The 26,445-nt window shown below is 64.4% G+C and carries 26 protein-coding genes; 8 read left to right on the top strand and 18 right to left on the bottom strand.

Features of this window, described 5'->3' with window-relative positions; all coding sequences use genetic code 11:
- Positions 1–2 precede the first annotated feature (2 nt).
- The 4 genes from sphantq_RS16480 to sphantq_RS16465 are packed head-to-tail and all read left to right on the top strand — an operon-like array spanning position 3 to position 3,560.
- Positions 3–1,223, top strand: a complete 1,221-nt coding sequence (locus tag sphantq_RS16480; RefSeq protein ID WP_066601387.1) for an NADH:flavin oxidoreductase/NADH oxidase family protein — start codon at positions 3–5, stop codon at positions 1,221–1,223.
- Positions 1,220–1,978, top strand: coding sequence for an SDR family NAD(P)-dependent oxidoreductase (locus sphantq_RS16475; protein WP_129926544.1), 759 nt, complete (start codon positions 1,220–1,222; stop codon positions 1,976–1,978). The genes sphantq_RS16480 and sphantq_RS16475 overlap by 4 nt, the downstream gene beginning before the upstream one ends.
- 20 nt (positions 1,979–1,998) lie before the next feature.
- A complete protein-coding gene (locus tag sphantq_RS16470; protein ID WP_272799014.1) occupies positions 1,999–2,817 on the top strand; it encodes an alpha/beta fold hydrolase in 819 nt (272 codons plus the stop codon).
- The gene (locus tag sphantq_RS16465; protein WP_066601382.1) at positions 2,814–3,560 is read left to right on the top strand and encodes an SDR family NAD(P)-dependent oxidoreductase; all 747 of its coding nucleotides are present in this window, start codon (positions 2,814–2,816) and stop codon (positions 3,558–3,560) included. Before sphantq_RS16470 ends, sphantq_RS16465 begins: the two co-directional genes overlap by 4 nt.
- A 12-nt stretch (positions 3,561–3,572) precedes the next feature.
- Here sphantq_RS16465 and sphantq_RS16460 read toward each other — a convergent pair whose 3' ends face one another.
- The 10 genes from sphantq_RS16460 to sphantq_RS16415 all read right to left on the bottom strand — a co-directional run bounded on the left by sphantq_RS16460 (position 3,573) and on the right by sphantq_RS16415 (position 13,362).
- Positions 3,573–4,091, bottom strand: coding sequence for a nitroreductase family deazaflavin-dependent oxidoreductase (locus tag sphantq_RS16460; RefSeq protein WP_165363607.1), 519 nt, complete (start codon positions 4,089–4,091; stop codon positions 3,573–3,575).
- 64 nt (positions 4,092–4,155) lie between these two features.
- Positions 4,156–5,616, bottom strand: a complete 1,461-nt coding sequence (locus tag sphantq_RS16455; protein ID WP_272799013.1) for a pyruvate carboxylase — start codon at positions 5,614–5,616, stop codon at positions 4,156–4,158.
- A gap of 45 nt (positions 5,617–5,661) precedes the next feature.
- Positions 5,662–6,150, bottom strand: a complete 489-nt coding sequence (locus tag sphantq_RS16450; RefSeq protein WP_082679104.1) for an acetyl-CoA carboxylase biotin carboxyl carrier protein — start codon at positions 6,148–6,150, stop codon at positions 5,662–5,664.
- A 32-nt stretch (positions 6,151–6,182) separates the two neighbouring features.
- On the bottom strand, positions 6,183–7,307 hold the full coding sequence (locus tag sphantq_RS16445; protein WP_066601374.1) for an acyl-CoA dehydrogenase family protein: 1,125 nt from the start codon (positions 7,305–7,307) through the stop codon (positions 6,183–6,185).
- Between the two features lie 12 nt (positions 7,308–7,319).
- Entirely contained in the window at positions 7,320–8,510 is a 1,191-nt protein-coding gene (locus tag sphantq_RS16440) for an acyl-CoA dehydrogenase (protein WP_066601370.1), read from the bottom strand.
- Positions 8,511–8,514: 4 nt separating this feature from the next.
- Positions 8,515–9,312 (bottom strand): enoyl-CoA hydratase/isomerase family protein, encoded by a 798-nt coding sequence (locus tag sphantq_RS16435; protein WP_272799012.1) that lies wholly within the window; start codon positions 9,310–9,312, stop codon positions 8,515–8,517.
- Between the two features lie 9 nt (positions 9,313–9,321).
- Positions 9,322–10,155, bottom strand: a complete 834-nt coding sequence (locus tag sphantq_RS16430) for an N-acyl homoserine lactonase family protein (RefSeq protein ID WP_129926548.1) — start codon at positions 10,153–10,155, stop codon at positions 9,322–9,324.
- Positions 10,152–11,078, bottom strand: coding sequence for an OB-fold nucleic acid binding domain-containing protein (locus tag sphantq_RS16425; RefSeq protein WP_066601365.1), 927 nt, complete (start codon positions 11,076–11,078; stop codon positions 10,152–10,154). The genes sphantq_RS16430 and sphantq_RS16425 overlap by 4 nt, the downstream gene beginning before the upstream one ends.
- 11 nt (positions 11,079–11,089) lie before the next feature.
- On the bottom strand, positions 11,090–12,241 hold the full coding sequence (locus tag sphantq_RS16420; protein ID WP_272799011.1) for a thiolase C-terminal domain-containing protein: 1,152 nt from the start codon (positions 12,239–12,241) through the stop codon (positions 11,090–11,092).
- A 2-nt stretch (positions 12,242–12,243) separates the two neighbouring features.
- Entirely contained in the window at positions 12,244–13,362 is a 1,119-nt protein-coding gene (locus sphantq_RS16415; protein ID WP_272799010.1) for a thiolase C-terminal domain-containing protein, read from the bottom strand.
- 240 nt (positions 13,363–13,602) lie between these two features.
- Here sphantq_RS16415 and sphantq_RS16410 point away from each other — a divergent pair, with 240 nt between their 5' ends.
- The 4 genes from sphantq_RS16410 to sphantq_RS16395 are packed head-to-tail and all read left to right on the top strand — an operon-like array spanning position 13,603 to position 18,278.
- Positions 13,603–14,667 carry an amidohydrolase family protein gene (locus sphantq_RS16410; RefSeq protein ID WP_272799009.1) on the top strand — a complete coding sequence of 355 codons (1,065 nt, stop codon included), beginning with the start codon at positions 13,603–13,605 and terminating at the stop codon, positions 14,665–14,667.
- Entirely contained in the window at positions 14,660–16,186 is a 1,527-nt protein-coding gene (locus sphantq_RS16405) for a class I adenylate-forming enzyme family protein (RefSeq protein WP_272799008.1), read from the top strand. Before sphantq_RS16410 ends, sphantq_RS16405 begins: the two co-directional genes overlap by 8 nt.
- A 3-nt stretch (positions 16,187–16,189) precedes the next feature.
- On the top strand, positions 16,190–17,062 hold the full coding sequence (locus tag sphantq_RS16400) for an alpha/beta fold hydrolase (RefSeq protein ID WP_201785478.1): 873 nt from the start codon (positions 16,190–16,192) through the stop codon (positions 17,060–17,062).
- Positions 17,063–17,075: 13 nt separating this feature from the next.
- Entirely contained in the window at positions 17,076–18,278 is a 1,203-nt protein-coding gene (locus sphantq_RS16395) for an acetyl-CoA C-acyltransferase (protein WP_129926553.1), read from the top strand.
- A 304-nt stretch (positions 18,279–18,582) separates the two neighbouring features.
- On the opposite strand, the gene sphantq_RS16390 is transcribed toward sphantq_RS16395, so the two are convergent.
- From sphantq_RS16390 to sphantq_RS16355, 8 genes are read right to left on the bottom strand one after another with little or no spacing between them, the layout of a single operon-like run.
- Positions 18,583–19,677 carry an alcohol dehydrogenase catalytic domain-containing protein gene (locus sphantq_RS16390; RefSeq protein WP_066601353.1) on the bottom strand — a complete coding sequence of 365 codons (1,095 nt, stop codon included), beginning with the start codon at positions 19,675–19,677 and terminating at the stop codon, positions 18,583–18,585.
- 33 nt (positions 19,678–19,710) lie between these two features.
- Complete coding sequence (locus tag sphantq_RS16385; RefSeq protein WP_272799007.1) at positions 19,711–21,126, bottom strand: MmgE/PrpD family protein; 1,416 nt, start codon at positions 21,124–21,126, stop codon at positions 19,711–19,713.
- Positions 21,123–21,629 carry a hypothetical protein gene (locus sphantq_RS16380; protein ID WP_272799006.1) on the bottom strand — a complete coding sequence of 169 codons (507 nt, stop codon included), beginning with the start codon at positions 21,627–21,629 and terminating at the stop codon, positions 21,123–21,125. The genes sphantq_RS16385 and sphantq_RS16380 overlap by 4 nt, the downstream gene beginning before the upstream one ends.
- 3 nt (positions 21,630–21,632) lie before the next feature.
- Positions 21,633–22,805 carry a phosphotransferase family protein gene (locus tag sphantq_RS16375; protein ID WP_272799005.1) on the bottom strand — a complete coding sequence of 391 codons (1,173 nt, stop codon included), beginning with the start codon at positions 22,803–22,805 and terminating at the stop codon, positions 21,633–21,635.
- A gap of 14 nt (positions 22,806–22,819) precedes the next feature.
- Positions 22,820–23,749, bottom strand: coding sequence for a DUF7064 domain-containing protein (locus tag sphantq_RS16370; RefSeq protein WP_066601349.1), 930 nt, complete (start codon positions 23,747–23,749; stop codon positions 22,820–22,822).
- Between the two features lie 41 nt (positions 23,750–23,790).
- Positions 23,791–24,303, bottom strand: coding sequence for a hypothetical protein (locus sphantq_RS16365; protein WP_066601348.1), 513 nt, complete (start codon positions 24,301–24,303; stop codon positions 23,791–23,793).
- A 3-nt stretch (positions 24,304–24,306) separates the two neighbouring features.
- Entirely contained in the window at positions 24,307–25,488 is a 1,182-nt protein-coding gene (locus sphantq_RS16360; protein ID WP_242496015.1) for a phosphotransferase family protein, read from the bottom strand.
- A 1-nt stretch (position 25,489) separates the two neighbouring features.
- Positions 25,490–26,413 (bottom strand): DUF7064 domain-containing protein, encoded by a 924-nt coding sequence (locus sphantq_RS16355; RefSeq protein ID WP_066601345.1) that lies wholly within the window; start codon positions 26,411–26,413, stop codon positions 25,490–25,492.
- Between the last annotated feature and the right edge of the window lie 32 nt (positions 26,414–26,445).

Here is a 26,445-nt window from a genome sequence, read left to right as displayed (position 1 = left end):
TAATGACCGCCCTGACCGATCCGTTGACGCTGCCGTGCGGCGCGACGCTCAAGAACCGCATCGTCAAAGGCGCGATGACCGAAGGCATCGCCACGCCCGACAATCGCGCGACCGCCGATCATGCTGCGCTTTATGGCCGTTGGGCGCGGGGCGGCGCGGGGCTGTTGCTGACCGGCAATGTCCAGATAGATCGCCGCTTCGTTGAGCGACCGGGCAATGTCGCGATCGACGGGAATGGCGGACTGGAGCAACTGGCCGCCTACGCCGCCGCGGGGCGCGAAAATGATGCACATATCTGGATGCAGATCAATCATCCGGGCCGTCAGGCGGGCGCGTCACCCGAAATCTTCGTCGCGCCTTCGGCCATGCCGCTGGTCGGCGGCGCGGGCATGTGTCGCGCGCTCACCGCTGCGGAAATTCACGATATTCTGCGCCGGTTCGTCCATGTCGCCGTTACCGCGCGCGACGCCGGTTTTACCGGCGTACAGGTCCATGCGGCGCACGGCTATCTGCTGTCCCAGTTCCTCAGCCCCCTGACCAACAAGCGCGACGACGACTGGGGCGGCAGCCTGGAAAATCGGGCGCGATTGCTGCTGGACGTGGTCGGAGCCATCCGTTCGGCCACAGGCGCGGATTTTCCGATTTCCGTCAAGCTCAACAGCGCCGATTTCCAGAAAGGTGGCCTGACCGAGGAGGAATCGATCCAGGTCGTCCACTGGCTCTGCGCGGCGGGCATCGACCTGCTGGAAATTTCCGGCGGCAGCTATGAATCGCAGGTCATGGTGGGCCGCGAACAGGATGGCACGCTGTTAAAAAAGGCCTCCACCGTTGCGCGCGAGGCCTATTTCCTGGATTTTGCGGCACGGCTGCGCCCGCATGTTTCCGTCCCGCTCGCGGTTACGGGCGGCTTTCGCAGCCGCGCCGCCATGGCGCAGGCGCTGGAAGCGGGCGCGCTCGACGCCGTCGGCATCGCCCGCCCGCTCTGCCTGGACGCAGGGTTGATCGACGCGCTGCTCGATCGGCGGATCGACCGACTGCCATCGCCCGACGACCAACCGGGGACGCAGGCGCAGGCGACCATCGCCTATTATTTCAACCAGATTCGCCATCTGGCGGCTGGAGAACCGATTGAAATGGACATAGACTGGCAGGCGCAACTGGATCAGCACAGCGCCTATGACGCGGCGCTGACCCGGCGCTATCTGGCGAGCTTTGCCGCATGAGCGCCCGCCCCTTGATCGACATGGACGGACGCCATGTCGCGATTGTCGGCGCGGCGGGTGAACTGGGCGCGGCCATGACGGCGCTGTTGCTGGACCTTGGCGCGCATGTGCTGGCGATCGACCGGGATGCAGCCGCGCTGGACGCCATGGCCGGTCCGTCGCGGCTGCGTGCCATCGTCGCCGATGTCGTGGACGAAGCGGCGATGGCGCGCGCCTTTGACGGACTGGACGCCCCGCTCGACGGGTTGGTCAACGGCGCGGGGATCGAAAATGCGGCGACCCTGCTAGACGCGCTCGACACCACGCTGTTTCGCCGGGTGATGGACGTCAATGTGACCGGCATGTTCCTGGGCATGAAATATGGCGTGCCCAGGATGCGCAGGCCCGGCGGATCGATCGTCAACATCGCCAGCACTGCGGGGGTCAAGGGCGCGGCGGGCATGAGCGCCTATGTCGCGAGCAAACATGCGGTCATCGGCCTGACCCGCTGCGCGGCGATTGATTATGGCCCGGTGGGTCTGCGCGTCAATGCGCTGTGCCCCGGCCCGCTGGAAGGCCGGATGATCGATGCGATCATGGGCAGCCGCCCCGGCGAACCGTCCGACCGCGCGAAGGCGCGCATGGCGGCAATCCCCAGCCGTCGCTTCGGCGCGATGGCGGAGGTGGCGCAGGCGGCGGCCTATCTGCTGTCGGATGCGTCGGCCTATGTCAACGGAGCCTGCCACATGGTCGATGGCGGCATATCGGCAATATGATGCGAACGGGAGGACGCGACTTGCAGAGCATATCCCTGCCCACCGGCGCGACGATCGCGCTGGACGATAGCGGCGGCGACGGGGGGACGGCGATCCTGTTCAGCCATGGCTATATGATGAACCGATCGATGTTCGCCCCGCAGATCGCCCATTTCGCCGACCGCTGGCGCTGCATCGCGTGGGACGCGCGGGCGCATGGCGATACGGTCTGGGAAGGGCCGTTCGATTATTGGGATTCGGCGCGCGACATGCTGGCGATGATGGACGCGCTGGGCCTCGACAAAGTGATCCATGTCGGCATGAGCCAGGGCGGGCTGGTCGGTATGCGCGCGGCGCTGCTCGCGCCAGAGCGTTTTCATGGCCTCGTCCAGCTTTCGACCCAGGCGGGCGAAGCGCCCAAGAGCGACGATAACAGTTTCGCGCGCCACATCAGCGACTGGATCGCCAACGGCCCTGACCCGGAAAAGCTGGGGTTTTTGAGCAGCTTCATCCTGGGACCAGGTGTCGACCACCGCCACTGGCACGACGCCTGGGCGCGCGTGACGAAGGCGCAGGTGCGCGACGCTACCGGCGCGCTTGGCTCGATCGACCCGCTGTTCCACAGGCTCCACGAAGTCACGATGCCGGTGGCGGTCATCCATGGCCTTGCCGACGTCGCCACCTCGCACGAACTGGGGCTGTTGACGGCGCAGGGCGTTCCCGATCCGCGTGTGGTGACATTGGTGCCGGGCGGTCCCCATGCCGTGAACATCAGCAATCCGCGCCGGGTGAACCGGGCGATCGAGGACTTCATCCTCGAACTGGCAAGCGAAGATCCAACGATAAGGCAAAAGACATGACCGCAATCGACCTGACGAACAAGATAGCCCTGGTCACGGGCGGCGCATCGGGCATCGGCAAGGCCTGTGTCGAAGCGCTGCTGGCCGCCGGCGCCAAGGTGGTCATCGCTGACCTGAACGGCGATGCGGCGCGGGCGCTGGCCGCCACACTCGGCCCCAATGCGGCGGGCACGGCGGCGGACACGACCGACGAGGCGTCCTGCTTCGCCATGGTGGCCTTTGCGAAAGCGCAGTTCGGCGCACTCCACATCGCGATCAACAATGCCGGCGTCACCAGCACCCACACGCCGATCAGCGAACTGTCCTTTGCCGAATGGCGGCGGGTGGCGGCGGTGAACATGGATGGCGTGTTCCTGAGCCTGAAAGCCGAAATTCCGGCGATGCGCGATGCGGGCGGCGGTGCGGTCGTCAACATCGGGTCGGTCATGTCCGCCGTGGCGGCGCCGGGCGCATCGGCCTATACGACCTGCAAGCACGCCATCGTCGGCCTGACCAAGGCGGCCGCACTGGAGGGCGCGCCGATGGGTATTCGCGTCAATGCGGTTGGGCCGGGCTATGTCGAAACGCCGCTGCTCCAGCAAGCCACGCGCGAAAAGATGGGAGAGATTGCCGCCCTGCACGCGCTGGGCCGCATCGCCCAGCCAGAGGAAATCGCCGCTGCCGTCTGCTTTCTGGTGTCCCCGCTCGCCAGCTTCATGACCGGCGCCTATCATCCGGTCGATGGGGGTTATCTGGCGCGATGAAGCGCCAGAAACTCACAAAATGACGCCTGCCGCAACATCAAGGGCGATGATCGGTATTTCCCGTCGGCAACGCTGCTGATACTCGATCTGGGCAGGTTGTTCGCGCGTGATATGATCCCAATAGGCGCCACGGCCCTCGCCCGTAATCACGCGGGCGTGGGCGGTTGCGCCGTTTCCGCCGACTTGCACGCGACATTGGGGATTGGCCATCAGGTTGAGATACCAGCTTGGCGGCTCTTCGGTCCCGCCGCGTGATGCAACGATCAATATGTCGCCGTTGAACCGATAATATTGCAACGCCGTGCTGAGCCAATTCCCGCTTTTGCGCCCCATATGATGCAGCAAGAGACAGGATACCGGACCTCCCGGCGTCCCAATGACGATGGGATCCCAATAATGCGCGGCGACCGGATCGGACAAATAGAGTTGCCGATGCTTTTCCAGTTCCTCTTTCACGAGATCGGGCAGTGCCTTCAACTCGTCCTTGGACAGGTTCCTGTCGCGAATGTCATCCATTTTTTCGGAGGTCATTTCCTGCTCCTTACCGAACATGCCAAGGGGATTGAAAAGGCGCGTCAGCGACGTCTGTGCCGCATCAGCCGTCCCTCCGCAGGCTGAGGGTCAGCCCCGCAGACTTCAGTTCCACCACCGGCATGGTGGCGACCTGCATCAGCTTGCGCATCTGTTCCAACTCCGGCGACGACAGCAAAGGATAGTCGCGGCGTACTGGTCCTGCTGCGCGCATCTTGTCGATGTCCGTCTGCGGCACGGTCGCGCGCAGGATCAGTTCATCCTCGTCCTGCGTGCCATATTGTTTCATCAATTCGGCCAGGTCGGGATCTGGCGGGGGATTGTCGAGCACTTCCTTCGCCCGTGCGCTGCCCATGATCCGGTCCAGCACATTGGCGTCGATCGGCGCGACTGTGTCGCCATAGAAGCCGGCGGCATATTGCACGACTTCGTCCGGCACCGTGCCATAACGCTGGCCGGTGACGATATTGAGCACTGCCTGGATGCCGACCAGTTGGCTGAACGGCGTCGCCATGCCGGGATAGCCCAGTTCCCGGCGCACCGCCGCGACCTCCGCCAGCACATCGCCGATCCGGTCGGTCATATTGTGCATGGCCAGTTGCGCCTTGAACGTGCCCATCATCCCGCCGGGGATCTGATGCTCGATCGAGAAAATATCATATTCGGCATATTGGTCGACCAGGAATCCCGCCGCCTTGCCGACGGCGCGGAAATGATCGGCAACTGGCTGAAACAGGCTGGTGTCCAGATTATGCGTATGGCCCTTCAACTCGATATTGCGCACCATCGTCTCGGTCGCGGGCACGGACGGGCCGTTCGCCATCGGCTTGCTGGCGGTGTGGAGGACGGACACGCCCAGGTCCACCGCATCCAGATAGGCCTTGGCGGTCTGGCCCAGCAGATTGTTGGCGTGGAATTCGATCGGCTTGCCATTGGCTGCCGCGACGATGCCAGGCATCAGGGTCTGGAGCCGCTCCTTCTCCAGCACGCCGGCCGTGTCGTACAGCAGGATGCTGTCCACATCCGGGCTGGCCGCCAGCACACGCACCTTTTCCGCATAATAGGCATCGGTGTGAACGGGCGAGAGCGCGAACATGACGGCGGCCGCCACCCAGGCGTCGCTTTCCTTGGCGACCTTGGCCAGGCGCAGCATGTTGTCGAAGCCGAACAACACGTCATATATCCAGAAGGACCGCACGCCATGCGCACAGAGGCGGCGGACCCACAGGTCCATCAATGCGCGCGGGCTGACGCTGAACGTGACGTTGGCGTTGGCGCGCAGGCCCGCGCGCAGCGGCGTATTGGGCATGGAGGCGACCAGCAGGTCCAGCCCTTCCCAGTAATTTTCCTGACAATAGCGCGTCAGCACGTCGAGCATCCCGCCGCCGGTCAGGTCGATGGTCTTGAACCCGGTCCTGTCGATCAGCGACGACACCGGCAGCGCCATGCCCGCGCGCATCCGCAAACCCCACAGGCTTTGCTGTCCGTCGCGCATCGTTTCGTCGAGAAATTCGATATGAGCCATTTGCCTATACTCTCCCGCGGCCACAAGGCGCTTTTTTCTGAAGGTTCAATCGCACGCGATGTAGAAGAGCGGCTGTCCACCCTCGACCAGATCGGCGTCGGCGACCGCGACGTGCCGAACCGTCCCGGCGATGCCTGCCTTCACCGACGTAAAGAGCTTCATCACCTCGATCAGGCACAGTTCGCTGTGCGCCTCGACCCGCTGCCCGACCTCCACGAAGGGCGGCGATCCGGGCTTGGGCGCGCGATAGAAAGTCCCCAGATTGGGCGCCTTTACCGCTGTCCATGCCGGATCGATCGGGCCTGCGCTGGCTTGCGCGCCAGGCGCATCTGTCATGATCTGCGATTGTGCGCCGGCAAGCGGCGGGGCGGCGACGGGCACGCTCGCCGGTTGCGCGCCATCCAGCGACGGCGCTGCCCTGTCCTGCGACAGCAGCAGGCTGATCGCGTCGCTTTCGACCCGCAATTCGGTCCATCCACCGGCCTTGAACAGGTCGGCCAATATCTCAATGTCACGCAGCAATTGTTCGCTCATCGGGTCGGCACCATTTGATGAAAGGTCCATCGTCAGGCCGCACGCGCATCCGCAACGACGGCACGCGCGGCCAGCGTTTGCGCCATGATGCGCTCATAATGCCAGACATGGTTGCCAAAGCCATGCTCCATCACCTTGGCCCGGCGCAGGAAGCGGTGCAGCCCCAATTCCCATGTGAAACCCATGCCGCCATGGATCTGCACCGTTTCGTTGCAGACGTCGCGCGCGATTTCCCCGCAATAGGCCTTGGCCATGGATGCGGCGCGGCTGCGATCGGGATCATTTTCCGCTGCGGTCCAGAAAGCGTAATAGGCCGCCGAACGCCCCGCCTCTACCGCCACGGCCATGTCGGCGCAGCGATGCTTGATCGACTGGAACGCGCCGATCGGCTGGCCGAACTGCACCCGCGTCTTCGCATAGTCGACCGATGCGTCCAGCATCCGCGCGGCGATGCCCATCGCCATGCCGGCATAGACGATCGCGGCGGCGTCCATCAGTCGGGATATGACATCGCCCGACCCAGCATGGCCGATCAACGCCCCGTCCATTACCGCCGCGCCGTTCAGCGTCACTTCGCACAGGCCGCTGGACGGATCAATGTCAGCATGATGGCGGATGGCCACTCCCCGCGCATCGCGCGAAAGCATGATCAGCCCGACACGGTCATCGACGCGCGCCACGACCAGGATCATGTCGGCAATGTCGGCGTCCGGCACCAATATCTTGACACCGGTCACGCCATTGCCGCCCATCATGGTGCGCACCTGCGCCGGGTCGTACCCCTGCCCGTCCTCCATCACGGCCAGCGCGATCCGCACGTCTCCGGTCGCGATGCGCGGCAAGAGCGTTTCGCGCTGCGCCGCCGTGCCTTCGCGCGCGATGATGTCGGTCGCGATCAGCGTGGACGCCGCGATCGGTGGCGCAAGCCCCGCGCCCAGCGCCTCGATCGCCAACGCAACATCGACCAGCGTCAGCCCTACGCCGCCCTGCGCTTCGGGCACCAGCAGCGCGAACAGGCCAAGGTCGGCAAGCGCCCGCCAGACCGCCGGATCGCGCGCCTGCGCCGGGTCAGGCCCGGTCAGCGCGGGGAAGTCAGCAAGCAGCGCGGCGACGGTTTCGCCCAAGCTCTTCTGTTCTTCGTTGAAGCCAAAATTCATGGCGCCGTCCCCCTAACGCGGCAGGCCGAGCATACGCTCGCCGATGATGTTACGCTGGATTTCCGAGGAGCCGGAATAGATGGTGAAGGCTTTGGACTGGAGATAGCTCAGCTGGAACCGCCCGCCGCCCGCGCTCAGCGGATCGGGCGCGGCGATGGGGGCCGTCGGTCCCAATATGTCCATCGCGGCCTCATACATATTCTGCGCCGCATGGCTCCAATAGAGTTTGATGACGGAGGCGTCCGGCCCGCGATCATCGCCGTTCAGATATTTGCTGAATGTCCGCACCGCATTCAGGCGCATGACTTCGACCTGTGTCACCGCACGCGCCAGTTTCTGCCGCACGATCGGATCGTCGATCAGCATGGCGTCGCCCCTTGGCGTCGCGGCGACCGTGCCGATCAGCTTGTCCAGTTCCTGGCTGAACCGAATTTGACGCCCCAGCGCATCTTCCGGGCCGCGTTCATAGGCCAGCGTCGTCATCGCGATGCGCCACCCGTCGTTGATGTCGCCAACAATATTGGCGACCGGCACTTCGACATCGTCGAAAAAGGTTTCGTTGAATTCGCATTCGCCCGAAATCTGGCGCAAGGGGCGGATCGAGACGCCAGGGCTTTTCATGTCGATCAGCAGGAAGCTCAGCCCCTTATGCTTGGGCGCGTCGGGGTCCGTGCGCACCAGCGCAAAGCACCATTGCGAATATTGCGCAAAGCTGGTCCAGATTTTCTGGCCGTTGACGATGAACCTGTCGCCCCTCCGCTCGGCCCGCGTGCGCACCGACGCCAGGTCGGACCCGGCATTGGGTTCCGAAAAACCCTGGCACCATACATCGTCCGACGACAGGATGCGGGGCAGGAAATATTGCTTCTGCGCTTCGGTGCCGTGCCGCAGGATGGTGGACCCGGCAAGATTATGGCCGATGATGTTCAGCCCTTCGGGCGCGCCTACCCGCGCCATCTCCTCGGCAAAGATCGCGCGCTCGACCAGCGTGGCGCCGCGCCCGCCATATTCCACTGGCCAGTTGATCCCGCTCCACCCGCCCGCATGGAGCTTTTTCTCCCAGGCGAGGCGGAACATCGCCCGTTCGTCCTCATCCTCCGGTTCGAACACCGTCTCGCCCCAGCCCGACGGCAGCGCATCGGCCAGCCAGGCGCGCAGGTCTGCGCGGAACCCCTCTTCCTGCGGGCTATAGCTGAAATCCATGATTCTAGCCCCTCAAGGCGGCCGCGGCGAAATCGGGCGCGCGCTTTTCACGGAACGCCTGCACGCCTTCCTCATATTCCGGCGTCAGATAGGCGACTGTCTGGGCATAGCTTTCATATTCCAGCATCTGATCGAGCGTGGCGTTGCTGGCCTTGTTCAGCAGCGTCTTGGTCATGCCGATCGCAGTCGGCGATCCGGCGGTGATCTTGGCCGCGATGGCGCGGGCGCGCTCCAGCAGTTCGTCATGCGGCACCACATGATTGACGATGCCCAGCGCCGCCGCTTCCTGCGCCGACACCTTGCGGGCGGTATAGCAAAGCTCCTTGGCCTTGTTGATGCCGATCACCCGGCCCAGCAGGTAGAGCCCGCCCAGGTCCGGGACCAGCCCAACGCGGGCGAAGACCTGGATGAAGCTCGCATTCTCGCTCGCCACGATGAAGTCGCAGGCGAGCGCGATGTTGAACCCCGCCCCGGCCGCCGCACCGTTGACCGCCGCGATCACCGGCTTTTCGATGCGGAACAGCGGCTCCAATATATCCTTCAATATCCAGCGATGCCGGGTCCGCCGTTGCAGCGGCGTCATGTCGTCCTTGCGCGCCTTGAGGTCCGCGCCGGCGCAGAAACCGCGCCCCGCGCCGGTCAGGATGATGCAGCCAACGTCCCGGTCGGCCGCGACCTTGCCCAGCAAATCCTGCAATTCCTGATAGAGTTCGTCGGTCGTCGCATTCATCGCGTCGGGCCGGTTCAGCGTGATCGTCGCGATCCGGTCGCTGACGTCGTAGAGCAGATTATTATAGACCATGGGGCATCCTCATGCGGAAGCGGCCGGCTCAGGCGGTTCATGCGCCAGGTCGCCGTCGGTGGAATCGGGGATCGCGAACCATTGTTCGGGAATGTTGCGCGGAATACGGAAATCATGGGCGGGAATGACGATGTCGCTATTGTCCTGCACGCGGCGCATCGCTCGCTGCCAGTCGCGCTCGCTCTCGCTGCGGATGTTGCCGGTCAGATAGGCGCCGGTCAGCGACCGTTGCGGATGGCTGGTGGCGCGGGCGTCGGCGGGGAACCAGTAGCGATAATGGTCGCCAAGGTCCGATACGATCGCCGCCCTGCCCTTCGCCGTATCGACGATGACGACCTGCATCCCTTCGGTATGGCTGGGCAGGGACAGCAGGCGGATGCCGGGAAACAACTGATGGTCGCCGTCCAGCAGCATCAATTGCGCCGGGCGTTTGCGCGCCATCAGATTGTCGAGCGTCGATTTCCAATAGAATATCCGCTGCGATGGCACCGGATCGACCGCCGCCAGCAACTCGGCCCGCTGCACGACGACGCAAGCATCGGGGAACAGGTCGAGATTGTCGGCATGATCGAAATGCATATGGGTCAGGACGACATGGCTGATGTCGGTCGGCGTCAGCCCCTCCGCCGCGAGCGCCGCGATCAGCGCCGGATGACCGCCGCCTGTGCCCTGCACTCGCAACCGCTTGTGGATGGTCGGGATGTCCGCCATCCCGCTATCCACCAGGATAGTGCGGCCCTCCCCCCGGACCAGCCAGCAATGCACCGGATCGCGCATAACCGATCCGCCATGCGGCAGATACAGCTCGCCCAGCCGGAGGGAAGTGATGCGATAGTGGCTCACTCCTCGATAACCTCGAAGCGTTCGATGTCGGACACGCGGCCCTTGCGCTCGCCCTGCGTCCACACGGCGCGGACACGGGTGCCCGGCTTGATCTTCTCCTTGGCCTCTTCCAGGCTGTCGATCTCGATCACATGGATCATGCGGGTCGATGCGCCGTCCAGCACGATCTCCGCATAGACATAGGGCACCTTGCGGGTCTGGCCATAGACTTCCATGTTGATGATGGAACAGCCGCGGATTGTCCCGGTGTCCTCACACGCCTTCCAGGTGCCGGTGCGACTGTGCGCGACATCGTCAATCTCGCGCGGGGGCAGCAAAGCGACGTCGCTGCCGGGCGATCGCACGCCCATGAAGCGGCCATTCTCCCGGATTTCATCGAACATGCGGCCATAATAGGGACCATAGGCATGTTCATAGTCCAGCTTCATAGCATAGGGGATGACGCCCAGCGGCTCTTCCATCGTCTCCAGCGGCTTGACCGTACCGAGCGGGGCGTCGGGTGCGGGTTTGAAACCCTTGACTGCCAGGATCGACTGTTCGACGCTGTCGTCCCATGCCGCCTCGACCCGCTGGCCGATCGACAGGTCGTCCAGTTCGGCGAGGATGCGGTGCGGGAAATCATTGTCGCAGCCATCGAGCCGGATGAAGCCGATCACCTGGCCATCGACGCGGGTAAAGGCGGTCAGCACGCCTGTATGGGGCGCTTCGACAAAGGCTTCGGGTTCTTCGCCGCCGGTGGAGGAGAAATCCTGCGCGGGTGCGACGACCTGCCCCGACGCGAAGCGCGACGCCACGATCCTGCGGTTCTTGACCTCCGCCAGGAAAGTGCCCGCCGCGCGGCCTGGCGTCAGCGTATAGGGCAGGTTGATCTCGCTGTGGAAAGTCGGCAGGTCGATCGGATAACTGTCCGGTGCGGAAAACATCGTGTCTCTCCTTATGCGCTCAGAACGGCGCAACCGCGCAGATTGGCCCAACCGCCGCCCGATTGGACAAGCGCGGTCTTGGCGTCCTTGATCTGGTGGCTTTCATTCTTGCCCATGACCTGCGTCGCCGCCTCGATCAGGCGGATCACGCCGACCGCGCCGATGGGGTTCGCGCCCATGCAGCCGCCCGACGGATTCACGGGTATGTCGCCGTCCAGTTGCGTCGCGCCGGACGCCATCAGCTCGGCCGCCTGTCCGGGCGGGCAAAGCCCCAGGCTCTCATAATAATTGAGTTCGAAGCAGCTATATGGCTCCTGCACCTCGACCACGTCGAATTGGCGGCGCGGATTGGTGATGCCGGCGGCGCGATAGACCTGGCGGCTGGCGATCGCCAACGGCTCCGACAGCATCAGCGACCGTTCGGGCGCATTATCCGCTTCGCAACAATAGGCCATGCCCCTGATCCAGGCCGGGCGGCTGGTCGAATGATGCGCCATCTTTTCCGACGACAGCACGATCGCAGCGGCGCCATCCGAAATGGGCGGCACGTCGAGCAGTTTGATCGGCCAGCAGAGCGGCTTGGAATTGAGGACGTCCTGGACCGACACCTCCTTCTTCACATGCGCATAGGGGTTGGCGATCGCATTTTTGCGGTTTTTGGCCGCGACCATGGCGGCGGCTTCCTCCGTATGGCCCAGCACATCCATGCGGGCGCGCCAGTAGGCGGCGGAAAAGCCCATGATGCCGACTGCGAACTCCCGGCCCCAGAAGGGATCGTAGAGGGTGGAGATCGAATATTGCAGTTGCCCTTCGGACAGCTTGTCATAGGCGACCACCAAAGTGCGTTCGGAGAAGCCGCCCGCAACCTGATAATAGCCGGCCAGCGCCCCGGCGAAGCCCGCACCGCCGCCGCTGGTCAGGCGGACCACCGACTTGCCCTGCGCGCCGATCGCATCGACCACCCATTTTTCCGGCTGATTGACCGCGGCGAACAGCACCGGACCGGTGGCGACGACGACGGTGTCGATATCCTCCATGCTCAGCTTGGCGTCCGCGAGCGCGCGGTCCACCGCCTCGCGGACGAGGCCCGCCTGGCTGACATCGGTCCGGCGGCGTGCATGATGGGTCTGTCCGACCCCTATTATTCCAACATGACGGCCCATGATCAAACCTCGAGAGTGAAGACGCAGTTGTTCTGCATGCCGACGCCGCCGGCGCCGTGGACGATGGCGCGGCGCGGAGCGCCGCCGCTGGACGTTTCAGGCTGGCTCAGTTGCCGGCTGGCTTCCGCCAGTCGGACGAGGCCGGTCGCCATGATCGGATCGGCCGGCAAAGCGCCGCCCGACCGGTTGATCGCGACCTTGCCGTCGCGCGCTGCCGACAGGCCCTTGCCCGCTTCCGCCAGGCCCAGCGCCTCGATCGCCAGCAATTCGCCGATCACCGACGATCCGCTGATTTCGGCAATGTCCGCATCCGCCGACGCCCAGCCGGCATTGCGGTAGGCCATGGCGGCGGCCGTGGCGGCGGACGACAGTCGGCCGGCCTCGCGCGCAGCGAGGCTGTGCGTGTCCATCGACGTGCCCATACCAGTGATGAAGGCGGGATTGCGGCTGACCCGCCGGGCAATATCTTCCCGCGCGATCAGCACGGCGACCGCGCCGTCTACGGGCCGGGCGAACATCAGTTCGGTGAGCGGGGCGGCGCCTTCCTCGGCGGCGAGCACCGCATCTGCGTCAGGCAGGTCGTCGATCGCCACCTTGCCCGACGTTGCGGCAGCGGCCCAGCGTTCGGCGACGAGGTCAGCCAGATCGCGGCGCGAAAGCCCGCTTTCTGCCAGATAACGCTGCGCCAATATGCCGTTGGCGGCGCGCTGGCCGAAGCCGACGGGACGCTGGTAGAAGGGCTCCACCTGCGCGTTCCAATAGAGGTCGACATTGGATTCCGACGGCTTGCTATAGGCCACGATCAGACCGACCGAGGACGAGCCGGAGCGGATTTTGTTAACGCCGTAGAGCGCCGCCCAAAGACCGTCTTCCTCGACGCGCGCTTCTTCCTTGTGGTGCGCGCCGAGCGCGCCGAGAAAACCGCAGTTGGAAATGGACCGGCCATCGAGCACGTCGCTGCCGGAATCGATGATGAAGTCCACATCATCGATCGTCAGGCCTGAACCCTTGAATACCGACGTGACCACCGAAGAGATCAGATCGATATGCTGGGCATTGTTCCAGGCAGGTCGAAATTCTGTCTGGGCGGTCGCCACGACCCCCACCTTGCTTAGCGCCATCAGTGCATTCCTCATCCCAGCACCATTCCCATGCTTGAAGCGGTGAACGGCGTTGTAGCCCTGGTTATGCCGCCCTCCATGCCCTAGTCAAGATAATTCGACGATTAGTCGGATTTTACTGATAGGAATGAAAATGGTCTATTCCCCGGCGAAATTGGCGATTATGATGATGGAATAAGGAGATTGCTTTTTACTTTTATCCGAAACATTATCGGGCAAAGCAAAATGGAGAGGTAGGATATGGGTTTGGACGTAACGGGCCGCTATCGCTATCCGGCGCCGAATCCGGCGTGGCTGGCCCACGCCCGCGAAGAGGCCATCGATCCCGACCTGCCGATCATCGACCCGCATCATCATCTGTGGGTGGAAGCGGGCATCCCCTATTTGCTCGACCAATTGCTGGCCGATCTGGGCGAAGCCCACCGGATCGATGCGACCGTCTTCGTCCAGGCCCATTATGCCTATCGCGCAGGCGGGCCGCGCCATCTGGCGCCGGTGGGCGAGACCGAAGCGGTCGCCGCCATCGCTGCGGAGGCGGCGCGACGCGGCGCGGCCACCGCGGTCGCCGCGGGCATCGTCGCCCATGCCGACCTGATGCTGGGCGATGCGGTGGAGGAGGTGCTGGCCGCCCATATGGACGCCGCCGACGGCCGACTGCGCGGCATCCGCCATTCGGTGTCCCGCGACGAACTCTTCCCCGACGGCATCGTGCTGCGCCCCTCTCCCGCAGGGATGCTGGCCGACCCGGCCTACCGCGCCGGACTCGCGCGGGTGCAGGCGGCGGGCCTCGTCTATGACGCGATGCTCTATCACCGGCAGATCCCCGAACTGATAGCGCTGGCGCGGGCCATGCCCGACCTGACCATCATCCTCGACCATATCGGCTGCATCATCGGCGTCGGCCCCTATGAAGGACGCGCGGACGAGAATTTCCAGCGCTGGTCGCAGGACATGGCCGATCTTGCCCGCTGCCCCAATGTTCGCGTCAAGATCGGCGGCTTCGGCATGATCATCTGCGGGGCGCGCTGGCATGAACGCGACGCGCCGCCATCTTCGATCGAACTGGCCGACGCATGGCGCCCCTATGTCGATCGCGGCATCGCCCTGTTCGGCGCGGACCGCTGCATGTTCGAAAGCAATTTCCCCGTCGACAAGGCGATGTATTCCTACGCCACGCTCTGGAACGCCTTCAAGCGGCTGGCCGCCGGCGCCAGCGCCACGGAAAAGCACGCCCTGTTCGCCGGCACGGCGACCGCCAGCTATGGCCTGTCGCTGCCCGCTCTGGCCGATGCGCACAATGGCTAATCGCGCCACCCGCCTCTTTCGCCTCGCGGCCGAGTCGCCCGACCGGACGGCACTGGTGTTCGAGGGCGCGACGCACAGCTTCGCCAGGCTGGCGCAAGGTGTGCAGGCGATGGCCGGCGGCCTTGCCGCGCTGGGTATTGGCCATGGCGACCATGTCGGGCTACTGCTGCGCGCCTCGCCCGACTTCATTCTGGCTCAACAGGCGCTGTTCGCGCTCGGCGCGGTGGTGACTCCCATCAACATCCTCTATCGCGCGGGCGAGGTGCGCCACGCCGTAACTTGCTGCGCGCTCGGCCATATCGTCACCACCCGCGACCTCGCCGACGCGCTGGACGCCGACATGGATTGCCCGCTGATCCTGCTGGACGCGCCGGGGGACCACGCGAACCGCCGGTCGCTACCGCGCGCGATCGAGCAGGCCACACCCCTTCCTGCGCCCGTTCCGCTCCAGCCGGAGGAGATGGCCATGCTCCTTCTCACCAGCGCCACCACGGGCAAGGCGAAAGGCGTCATGCTGTCCGCCGCCAATCTCGCCGCCAATTATGACAGCACGCCGGGCTGGCTGGGCCTGGACGGAGACAGCGTCATCCTGTGCGCCTTGCCGCTCTACAACACGTTTGGCCTTAACCAGTGCATCAACGCAATGCTGGTGACCGGCTGCACGCTGGTCCTGCACGCGCGCTTCGACGCGACCGCCTGCATCGACGCCATCGCGGCGCACCGCTGCACCTTCCTGCCCGCCGTGCCGACGATGCTGCAGAAAATCCTCGATCATCCCTCCGCCAACCGTGATTCGCTCGGTTCGCTCCGCACGATCATGACTGGCGGCGCGCCGGTGCCGTCCGCCCTGCTGCAACGGCTGCTGGCAGTCGCGCCGGACGCTCGACTGCTCACCGGCTATGGCCTCACCGAAGCGACCGCGCTCGTCACCCTGACTGAGGTCCGGCTCGGCGCCGACGGCGCGATGGAGCGGGAACGCACCATCGGCCGCGTGCTGGACGGCATGGATCTGGTCATCATGGACGATGGCGGCGCCCCTTGCCCCACCGGCGTCAACGGCGAAATCATCGTGCGCGGGCCGAACCTGATGGCGGGCTATTATCGGGCGCCGATCGACAGCGCGATGGCGCTGCGCGACGGATGGCTGCGAACCGGCGACATCGGCCATCTCGACGCGGACGGCTACGCCTTTATCGTGGATCGCAAGAAGGACGTCATCATTCGCGGCGGCCAGAATATCTACCCCGCCGACATAGAGGAGATACTCTATCAGGTGCCCGGCGTCGCGGAAGCGGCGGTGATCGCGCGCGAGGACGCGATGCTGGGCGAAGTCCCGGTCGCCTTTGTCGCGTTTCAGCCCGGCCGCCACCCGACGCCCGATCAAATGCTCGCCCATTGCCGCACCCACCTGGCCGCCTACAAGGTGCCCGCCACGGTCACCGTTCTGGACGAACTGCCCAAGGGGCCGACGGGCAAGATACTGCGCCGCGCGCTGCGACCCCAGCCGGTCGCGGGCTGACCCATGATCGCGCCCCGTTCCGCCTTCGTCGATATCCGCGGATCGCGCCGCCATGTCCTGACATGGGGCGATCCGGCGGCGGCTCCAGTGCTCATGGTGCATGGCCTGCTGGACCACGCATATAATTGGGACTGGATCGCCAGCGCCTTGACCGACCGCCATCATGTCGTCGCCATCGACCTGCGCGGCCATGGCGACAGCGACTGGACCGGGCGCGGCTCCTACGCCCTGTCCAACCATGTGATCGACCTGGCCGACTGCGTCCATGCGCTTGGCCTCGATCGTCTCCATCTCGTCGGCCATTCGATGGGCGGCCACATCGCCCTGCGCTTCGCGGCTACTTTCCCCGAACACGTACGATCGCTCTGCAGCATCGAGGGCGTCGAATTGCCGATCATCCGCGATCAGGCGAAAGCGCCCAAACCCTACCCCGTCCGCCTGCGCGAATGGATCGATGGCCAGCGCCGCGACCGGCGACGCACGCCCCGCATCTATGCCGATGTCGCAGAGGCGGCGGCGCGCATGGCGGCGCATAATCCGGGTGTGGACGCAGAAACCATCGCCCATCTCGCCCGACATGGCGTCACCCGGACCGTCGAAGGCGGCTGGCGCTGGAAATATGACGACGCCTGCCGCAATCGCGCGCCCGAAGACGCCCATGGCGTCGATCTGGACGAGATATTGGCGGCCATCGCCTGCCCCACCTTGCTGGCCTATGGCGGGGACAGTTGGATTCCCGAACCCTCGGCCGACCGGCTCGCCCGCATCGCCGATCACCGGCTGATCCGTTTCCCCGGCGCCAGTCACTGGCTGCACCATCAATCGCGCGCCGCCTTCCTGACCGCGCTCACCGATTTCTTCGAAACCATCCGCTGAAAAGAGAATGTCCATGCGCGAAGCTGCCATCGTCTCCACCGCCCGCACGCCCATCGCCAAGGCGGCGCGCGGCGCTTTCAACGATACCGACGCCCCGGCGCTGGCCGGTCATGCGGTCAACGCCGCCATCGCCCGCGCGGGCATCGACCCCGCCCGGATCGACGACGTCATCTTCGGCGCGGGCTCGCAATGGGGCGATCAGGGCTTCAACATCGGCCGCACCACCGTGTTCGCCGCCGGCCTGCCGGATTCGATCCCCGGCGCGTCGGTCGATCGCAAATGCGCCGGCGGCCTCACCGCGCTCGCCTTCGCCGCACGCGGCATCATCGCGGGCGACATGGATGTCGCGGTCGCTGGCGGCGTCGAATCGATCACCCACACGCGCGACTATGCGCCCACCCATCGCGCCCGCCCGGCGGCCGTGCTGGACCACAAGCCGCACGCCTATATGGCGATGATCGAAACGGCGGAGATCGTCGCCGAACGCTACGGCATCAGCCGCCAGGCGCAGGACGAGATCGCCGCCATCAGCCATCAGCGCGCCGCCGCCGCCGTTGCGGCCGGGCGCTTCACGGAAGAGATCGCGCCGATCACCGTCACCAAGAATATCGTCGAGAAAGACGGCAGCATGTCGGGCACCGAAACGCTGACGCTGTCGGTGGACGAAGGCATCCGCGCCGACACCACGGCGGAAGGGCTGGCCCGGCTGAAGCCGGTCTGGCGCGACGGCCAGATCGTGAAGGAAGGCAGGTTCGTGACCGCGGGCAACGCCAGCCAGCTGTCCGACGGCGCCTCCGCCCAGATCGTGATGGACCATGCGACGGCCAAGGCGGAGGGACGCGAGATTCTCGGCCTCTATCGCGGCTTCCAGTCGGCCGGTTGCCCCCCGGAGGAGATGGGCATCGGCCCGATCTTCGCCATACCCAAGCTGCTGGATCGCGCCTGCCTCAAGGTCGAGGATATCGGCCTGTGGGAAATCAACGAGGCTTTCGCCAGCCAATATCTCTATTGCCGCGATTTCCTGGGCATCGATCCAGAAAAGATCAACGTCAATGGCGGCGGCATCGCGCTCGGCCATCCCTTCGGCATGACCGGCAGCCGCATCGCGGGCCATGCCCTGATCGAGGCGCGGCGGCGCGGCGTGCGTTGGGCGATCGTGTCCATGTGCGTGGCCGGCGGCATGGGGTCCGCCGGCCTGTTCGAAATTCCGGGCTGAGGCGGCCCATGAACGAGCAGCGCTGCGATGCGAATGTCGTCAACGCCATCGTCCCTCTTGAGCGGGATCGAATCGGATCAAATTCCCGCTGTCCTACAGCCTCTCCCTTATGCAATGAAGCCAACGCGGCTTCTTTGACATCGTCAGCCTCGACACTGCGCCTCGCGTCAGGACGATTCCCAACGTCCTTCTCGTAACGCCAAAGGCTGCGGCGGCCGTCAAAGGCGACATAAGGTGACATAGTCCGGTGCGATTTGCGGCGACTTTGTCACTTTACGCGCTTTGCCTCGCCAACATGCAGGCTTTAAAAGGATGTGATGACGCTGCGCGCGATCGCGCCGCCCTTCAATTCCTTATAGGCGTCGTTGATGTCGGCCAGGTTAATCTCGCGCGAAATCAGGTCGTCCAGATTGAGCTTACCCTCCAGATATAGTTGGGCATACATCGGTATGTCATGCTTGATGTTGGACGACCCCATATAGACGCCGCGCAGGTCGACCTGATTGGTCAGCAGGTCGATCGTGACATTGACGTCGATCGTATTGGCAGGCGAATGCACCCCGATCAGATAGGCGCCGCCGCCCTTGCGGACCATCTTGATCGCCTGTTCCGACGTCGCCTTGATGCCCACCACCTCGAATGCGTGATCGACGCCGCCCTCGATCAACGCTTGCACCGCGGCCACGCTGTCGCCTGCGGATGCATCGATGAAGTCGGTCGCGCCGAACTTGCGCGCCAGCTCTTCCTTCTTCGGCTGCATGTCGATCGCGACGATCCGCGCCGCGCCCGCCAGTTGCGCGCCGGAAATCACGTTCAGCCCGACCCCGCCGATGCCGATCACCGCGACCGTATCGCCCGGCCGGACCGACGCCGTATTGATCGCCGCGCCGGCGCCGGTGATCGTCCCGCAACCCAGCAGCGATGCCTGGGCGAAGGGCAGTTCCTTGGGCACCTTGGCAAGCTGGTTTTCATGCACCAGCGCGCGTTCCGCAAAGGCGCCCGTGCCGAACACCTGCGCGACCCCCTCGCCATTGCGGGTCAGGCGATGCGCATGGTCGGGATCGTCGCGCAGCGTCTCTTCCGGATGGGTGCATTGATAGGTCCGCCCACCGATGCAGGCGCGGCAATGACCACAAAACTGGATCAGCGATCCCACCACATGATCGCCGACCACGAACTCGCGCACTTCCGGGCCGATCGCCAGGACGACGCCCGCCAGCTCATGTCCCAGAACAGCCGGCAAGGGTACGCCGAAGTCCTGCTCGGCAAAATGCAGGTCGGAATGGCACAGCCCCGACGCCTTCACCTCCACCAGCACCTCGCGGCCGCGCGGCGCATCGATGTCGATCTCCTCGATCTGGAATGAGCCGTCGAGGCTATTGAGAATGGCGGCCTTCATGATGTTCTCCAATGTTGCGAAAAGGTCGGAATGTCAGGCGGTCATCAAGGTCAGGACGTCGCGCATATCCTCCACCTCTTCCATGGCGCGGCAAAGCGCGACCAGCCGGTCGAGCTTCGCCTGCGGCAGCGCGACGGCGGCGAAGGGCGCGCACCGACCCAGCTTGTCGGCCAGATCGTCCCAGTCCATGGGATTGCGGCTATGGCCCTTCACATAGGGGGTGACATGGGTGAAACGGCGGCCGTCCGTCAGCACGATCGTGACGGAAAAGCCCTCAAACTGATCGACATGGGCGGGGTCGGCGATGATGTGGACGCGCTGCATCAATGCGCGCCGCTCCTCGTCCATGATCCGGTCGACATGCAGATCCTGCAGGAAAAAGCCGCCGGTGATCGCCGCCGTCGCGATCGTATAGGGCGCGCTGAACATCGCTTCGGGAACGCTGCGCGGGTTCCATTTCGCCGCCGCTGGCTCGAATGTCATGCGCGCGCTGTTGCTGCCGACGCAGTCGATCCGCTCGATGTCGCGCCAGTCCAGCCCCTCGCCCTGCATAATGGCGACCGTGCTGGCGATGAAGCTGTGGGTGAATTTGCACGCGGAATAGGGCTTCATCGACAGCCCTTCGGCCAGCTGCCAGCGGGCGCCCAGACCGTCGGTCAGCAATTCGGGCCGCACGTCGTCCCAGGCGACATGTCGCAATATGCCGCTCGGCACGCCCTGAAATATGCCGCGCGGCGCCGTCACGCCGCGCCGCGTCAACAGCGCCGCCTTGACCGCCGTATCGCCGGCGAAGCTGTGCTGCACGCGAGCCATCTGCGTGCCTTCGGAATATTTATTATATTCCGACATGCCATGAACGGTATAGGCCATGCCCATCGCGTTCCATGTCTCGTCGGCGTTCAGACCCAGGATGCGCGCGACCGATGCGGCGGCGCATAGCGGCCCGTTCCATTCGCCCGGCATACCCCAGGTCGTATGATAGCGGACAAGGTTCAGCGCCGCGCTGGCGCGCACGCCCACTTCCGCGCCGGTGATGTAAGCGGTCAGAAAATCCCGGCCGCTGACTGGCCCTGCGGCGATGCCCAGCACGGACAGCATGGCCGGCACATTCCATTCGGTGACATGACCGCCCGTCTCATGCACGTCGCCCATGTCGATGGCGCGGGCCATCACCCCGTTGGCGAACGCCGCCATGGGCGCGGGCACCTTGTGCCCGTGGACCAGCACGGTCGCCTGCGGCGCCCCGCCCCATTCCGCCACCTGATCGGCGATGGCGGGGCTGACCTCCCAGCCCGAACCCGCGATCGTCACCGCCAGCGTGTCCAGGATTGCCCGCTTGGCGAGATCGATCACGCCAGCCGGCAAGTCGGCGTAGCGCGTATCCGCGACCATCTGCGCCAGCGCGCCGGCGGGATCATGCTCTGGCAGGACGGGGTTTTCGTGCTTCATCCCGCCATCATCCCCGCGATGCTCGGCAATTCCTGCCGGTCGGGGTCCAGGCCGGTGGCGGCGAACCATGTGCGTTCGCGCAACGCCTGTTTTTCGCCATAGTCCAGCACGGCTTCCCAGACGGCGGGGGCCAGCGCCACCTTGCCATCTTCGCCCAGGATGATGCGGTCGATCAGGCCGCCCAGCGCGACGATGGCATGTTCCACGGCCGCCAGATCCTGCCCGTCCACCGCCTTCGCCGACGCGATCGCCTGCGTCAGTTCCTCGGCATAGCTGCTATCGACGGAAGGCTCCATCTCCTCCGCCAACGCGATCATGGCTTGAAAGGAACCGGCTTCGAATGCTGCCGCCCATCGCCATTGCTGCGCGATCATCCGCAAATGACCGATGCACAGATTGACCTGGTCCCTGGCGAGTCGCTCGCGCCCGGTCAGCGCCGGGAGGACCACCTGTTCCAGCGCCTTGATGATGTTCGAGATGCGCAAATCGATACTCGGCAGCATGGGTCAGCCCTTCCGAATGAGTTGGACGATATGGCTCAGGAAAACGGCGCCAGCGGAGCCAAGCCAAGTCAGCACGACTTCCTGGTGATTGTTGCTGGCGATCGAGGCGCGCATGGCCTGCCCCAGATCCATCACCGCGCATTTATAGGCGTTGAGCACTTCATAATAATGCAACCTGACCGGGTCGATCCGATTGCCGGAAGCAGCCTCATATTGCGTGACGAAATCGTCACGGGGCAGAAGGCCGCTGACCAGAAAGACGCCGTCGTCGCCCCAAGCGCCGAACAGTTTCTGCATGGTCCAGGCGATATCCTCATGAAAATCGCCGATGTGGGCGAGTTCCCAGTCGAGGACGGCGGTGAATTTGCCGCTCGGTTCCTCAAACATGAAATTGCCCATGCGCAGGTCGCCATGCACCAGCATCGGCCGATCGCACACCGGGGCATTTTCGCGCAGCCACCGCTCGGCGAGCGCGACGACCGGCACGGGTTCCACCAGACAATCCCACCAGACCTGCGACCACCAGTTGACCTGCCAGATCGCCGCCTGATTGCCACCACCGCGCGGCGCGTCGAAGAAGCGCAGCCGCGCCCGCGACCAGTCGAAACGATGGGTGGTGGCGAGCGCGTCGATATATTGCGGCGCCAACCGGTCGATCAGGCTGCCCAGCCGCCCCCCCATGCCGGACACACCGCCGCTTCCGCCCTCGCTGGGTTGCGTCACGCCGCGCACAAAGCCCAGAATGACGGCCGGCTGCCCCAACAGATCGCCATCTGCATCGAACCACCGAACCGGCGCGACCGGCATGTGGTTGCCCATGATCGCCTGGATTTCCCCTTCCCGGCCGCGACAGGTCTGGGCGATCGCCTCAAGCGGGTCCATCCGCAGCACCAGCCGCTCGCCTTGCGGGTCTTCGCGATGGTTCAGCGTGAAGGCGAACTGCTCCTTCGATGCGCCGCCCGACATGCGTTCGACGTCGCTGATCGCAATTTCCTCCAGCCCCTTGGCCGCGAAGAATCCGGTGAGCATCGCCATCACCTCGGCGTCGGACTTGGGTCGATAAGGACCGGTATCGCGCAAGCGAACCGTTCGTTCCAATATGTGGCGGATGCGCGGTTCCATCTCGGACCTGTCCCAGACGTCCACGTCCTCGCGGCCGGCAAGCGTCATCGGCATGGCGATATCCTCCTTCACCAGGCGAAGCGCCGAACATAGGGCCTGGCGAATGTGAGATAGTCGCGGTTCCAGCAGAATTCGCACCAGCCGGTGCCCTGTTCTCCGTCGACCGTGGCCGTAACCACGGCTTCGTTCAACAGTACGGCCGGGTCCAGGTCGAGCTGATATTTCGCGAAAGCCCGGCAATCGACGAAGACCGACCGCCCGTCGCTGTCAGTGACGGTGACGCGGAAGCGCTCCTGCATCATGTCGTCGTCATAATCGATGTCATAGTCGATGTTCTGGACATGCTGCATGACGCCGTCCTTGAACAGATATCCGCGCGTTTCGACCTTGCCGAACGACATCATCTCGAAGAAATGCACCGACACGCTCGGCGTGGTGGCGTGAAACCATTTATAATGCTGGTTGAGGCCCCAGACGCGCGGCCCCCAGCTATGATCGCGGATCATGAAATCGTTGAGCGCGAAATCCTTTCCGTCGATACGCAGATTGCCCTTGATCCTGCCATGCTGCTCGGTGCGATCATCACCATAATAGGGCGGGTTGCCTTTGGGATGCATACTGAAGGCATAGGGCGGATGAATCGCGCTCCATTGCCCTTCGAACTGGATGCGATCGCCCACCCAGCCCAGATCGATCGTTTTGAACGGCTCGCGCACAGCCATCAGCAAGGGACCAAAGCGCCAATCGTCAAAGTCCATGTCGTCCGACACCATCTGCTCGACTTCCTCCTCGATCGGCGCGCTTAGGCCGGGACCGAACAGGTGAAGGCGTCCCTTGGCATGGCCGTTGGCGCGCACCGTGGGATAATAGAAGCCGGCAATGCCATATTGCGGCAAGACGAACTGGTGGGTCGCGGATTCCCGGCCATCGTCCGCCATTTTATGGCGATAAGCGTTTTTGACGGGATAGTCGGCGAACGGCTCTGTGGTTTCAGGCATCTTCGGCTTCTCCTTGTATTTTCTGTTCTTCGGCTGCGCCTTCAGTCAGCGTCAGCCAGCATCGTCTCCAGGTCAGGCAGGTCGTTCTGGTCGGGGTCGAGCCGGTTAGCCTTGAACCAGCTTCGCTCCCGCCGGGCATGGCGCAGCGCATAGTCGAGCAGCGCGTCGATCGAGGCGGGCGGCAGCGGCGCATGATCCGTTCCGCCCAGAATGACCGCATCGACGGCGTGGCCAAGGTCGATATTGGCCCGTTCGATCGCGGTCACGCTGGCGCGATCGCACGCCTGCGCCATGGCCAGCGCGGCTTTCAGATCGTCCGCCAGCAAGGCCGACGCAGCGGGCAGCAATTGCCGGGCGAGTCCCTGCAAATCGTCAAGCGCCACCTGCTCGTAACGGAGCGCGGACTTCCATTGTTCGCCCATCATGCGCAAGTGACCGGCCACCAGCATGGCCTGATCGCGGGCCAGGCGCTGGTCGCGCGGCAGCGCGGGCAGGACTACCTGCTCCAGCGCCTTGATCATGTTCGCGATGCGCAGGTCGATATTGGGCAGCATGGATCAGGCCTCCCGAATGAGCATGACGAGTTGTTCCAGGAACACGGCGCCGGCGGAGCCGAGCCAGGTGAGGATGATATCCTGGTGATTATTGCTCTGCGTCGCGGCGCGCATCGCCTGGCCCAGGTCGATCACCGCGCATTTATAGGCGTTGAGCACCTCATAATAGCGCAGCTTCACCGGATCGATGCGATTGCCGGACGCGGCTTCATAGGCGCGCAGGAACTCGTCCCGCGCGATCAGCCCGCACACCAGGAAGGTGCCATCGTCCGTCCAAGTGCCAAAAAGGCGCTGGATAGCCCAAGCGATATCCTCGTGGAAATCCCCGATATGCGCCAGTTCCCAGTCCAGTACGGCGGTGAACTTGCCGCTTGGCTCCTCGAACATAAAATTGCCCAGCCGCAGATCGCTGTGGCACATGACGGGCGCGTCGCAGATCGGCGCATGTTCGCGCAGCCAGCGTTCGGCATAGGTCACCATCGCGACCGGCTGGACGACGCCGTCCCACCAGACCTGCGACCACCAGTTGACCTGCCAGATCGCCGCCTGTCGCGTCCCCGCTTCGGGCGCCGCATAATAGGACAGGTCGGCGGAGCGCCAGTCGAACCGATGCACCTGCGCCAGCGCGTCGATAAATTGCGGCGCCAGCTTGGCGGCCCAATCGTCATAGCGCGTGCCGATGCCCGACACGCCATGCCCCGTGCCTTCGCTCGGTTCGGTCACGCCATTGACGAAGCCCAGTATGATCGCCGGCTGGCCCATTATCTCGCCGTCCGCATCGACGCTGCGGACCGATGCGACCGGCAATATGCCCGCAAACGCCACATGCACCTGCGCCTCGCGACCGCGACAGGTTTGCGAAATCGCCTCCAGCGGGTCCATGCGCAGCACCAGCCGCTCCCCCACCCCGTCGCCCTTATGCCGCAAGGTGAAGGCGAACTGCTCCTTCGAAGCGCCGCCCGCCATGCGCGCCACGTCGGAAATGCCGATCGCTTCCAGCCCTTCGGTCCTGGCGAAATAGCGCTCCAGCATGGCGATGACCTCGCTATCGGTCTTCGCCGCATAGGGGCCTTTCACCCGGTCCCGCACGGTCCGGTCGAGTATCTCCCGGATGCGCGGCTCCATGTCGTCGCGGTTCCAAATATCGATCCTGTCGATCGGCGGCGCGTCGATGATCTCGCTCATGTCAATTGCCATTGCCTTCCCAGGGAAAGCGGAAGCCGCCTTCGCCCATGCCGTAGCCAACCGTCCCGTCGCTCAGCCGATATTCCATCATTTGTTCGACCATCACGAAACTGTCGAAGGGAAACTGCCAGCGGAACAACGGCTTGGCGGTAAACTCCCACAAGCGGTCATCCTCGTCCCACACCTTCCAGTGGACATGTTTGAAGCCCATCTCGTCGGGCTCGTATTCGATCACCTCCTCGACACGACCGATATGATGCCAGCGCTGCCCGTCGTGCAGGATCTTCTGATAGCCCTCACCCTGCTCGGTGATGGCGTGGACCGCGACGCAGGACATGCCATTGTCGAAGATCGGCCATGCCAGCCGGTAATGCTGCACCCCGGCCCAGTTGCGCGGGCCGCAGCTGACGTCGCGAAAGCCCGCATCCTTGATCGTGATGGTCTGTCCAGTGCGCAGGCGCACCGTGCCGGTGACGTCGCAGGCCCCTTCCAGATGGATATAGGCCAGTTCCCGCGCGATCGCGTCGTCCTCATTGCCCGGCACGATGCTGTCGCCCATCGGAAAGCGTTGATCCCAGCAGAGGTCGACGCCGAAATCCTCGGTATCGATGGTAATCCGGCAGGTCTGCGACGGCCGCACCGCCTCGACGCGCACACCCGCCACGGTCACCCCGCCTACCGGACGATCCTGGGTGTAAGGCAGATTCATGTTGACGCGGGTGAAGAGCGGCTTTCCGTCCATGAAGAAAATCGCGAAGCCGTTGGTTTCGCCCATATTCTCCATGAAGCCGAAGCGAATGAACCCGCCCAATTTCGCCTGCCGGTCATAAAAGTTGAAATAGTAGCTCTGGCTCCATTTCGGGATAGCGGGATTGGAAATGTGGCGCTCACAATTTTCGGTCATATAGGCGGTGGTGAGTTCCATAATCTTTCCTCAATGCACGGACGCGAGAAGGA

The sequence above is a fragment of the Sphingobium sp. AntQ-1 genome (assembly GCF_028538045.1).
GTDB classification, from domain to species: Bacteria; Pseudomonadota; Alphaproteobacteria; order Sphingomonadales; family Sphingomonadaceae; genus Sphingobium; species Sphingobium cupriresistens.
Note: the sequence above shows the minus strand (reverse complement) of the source record. Positions and strands in the feature narration are given on the sequence as shown.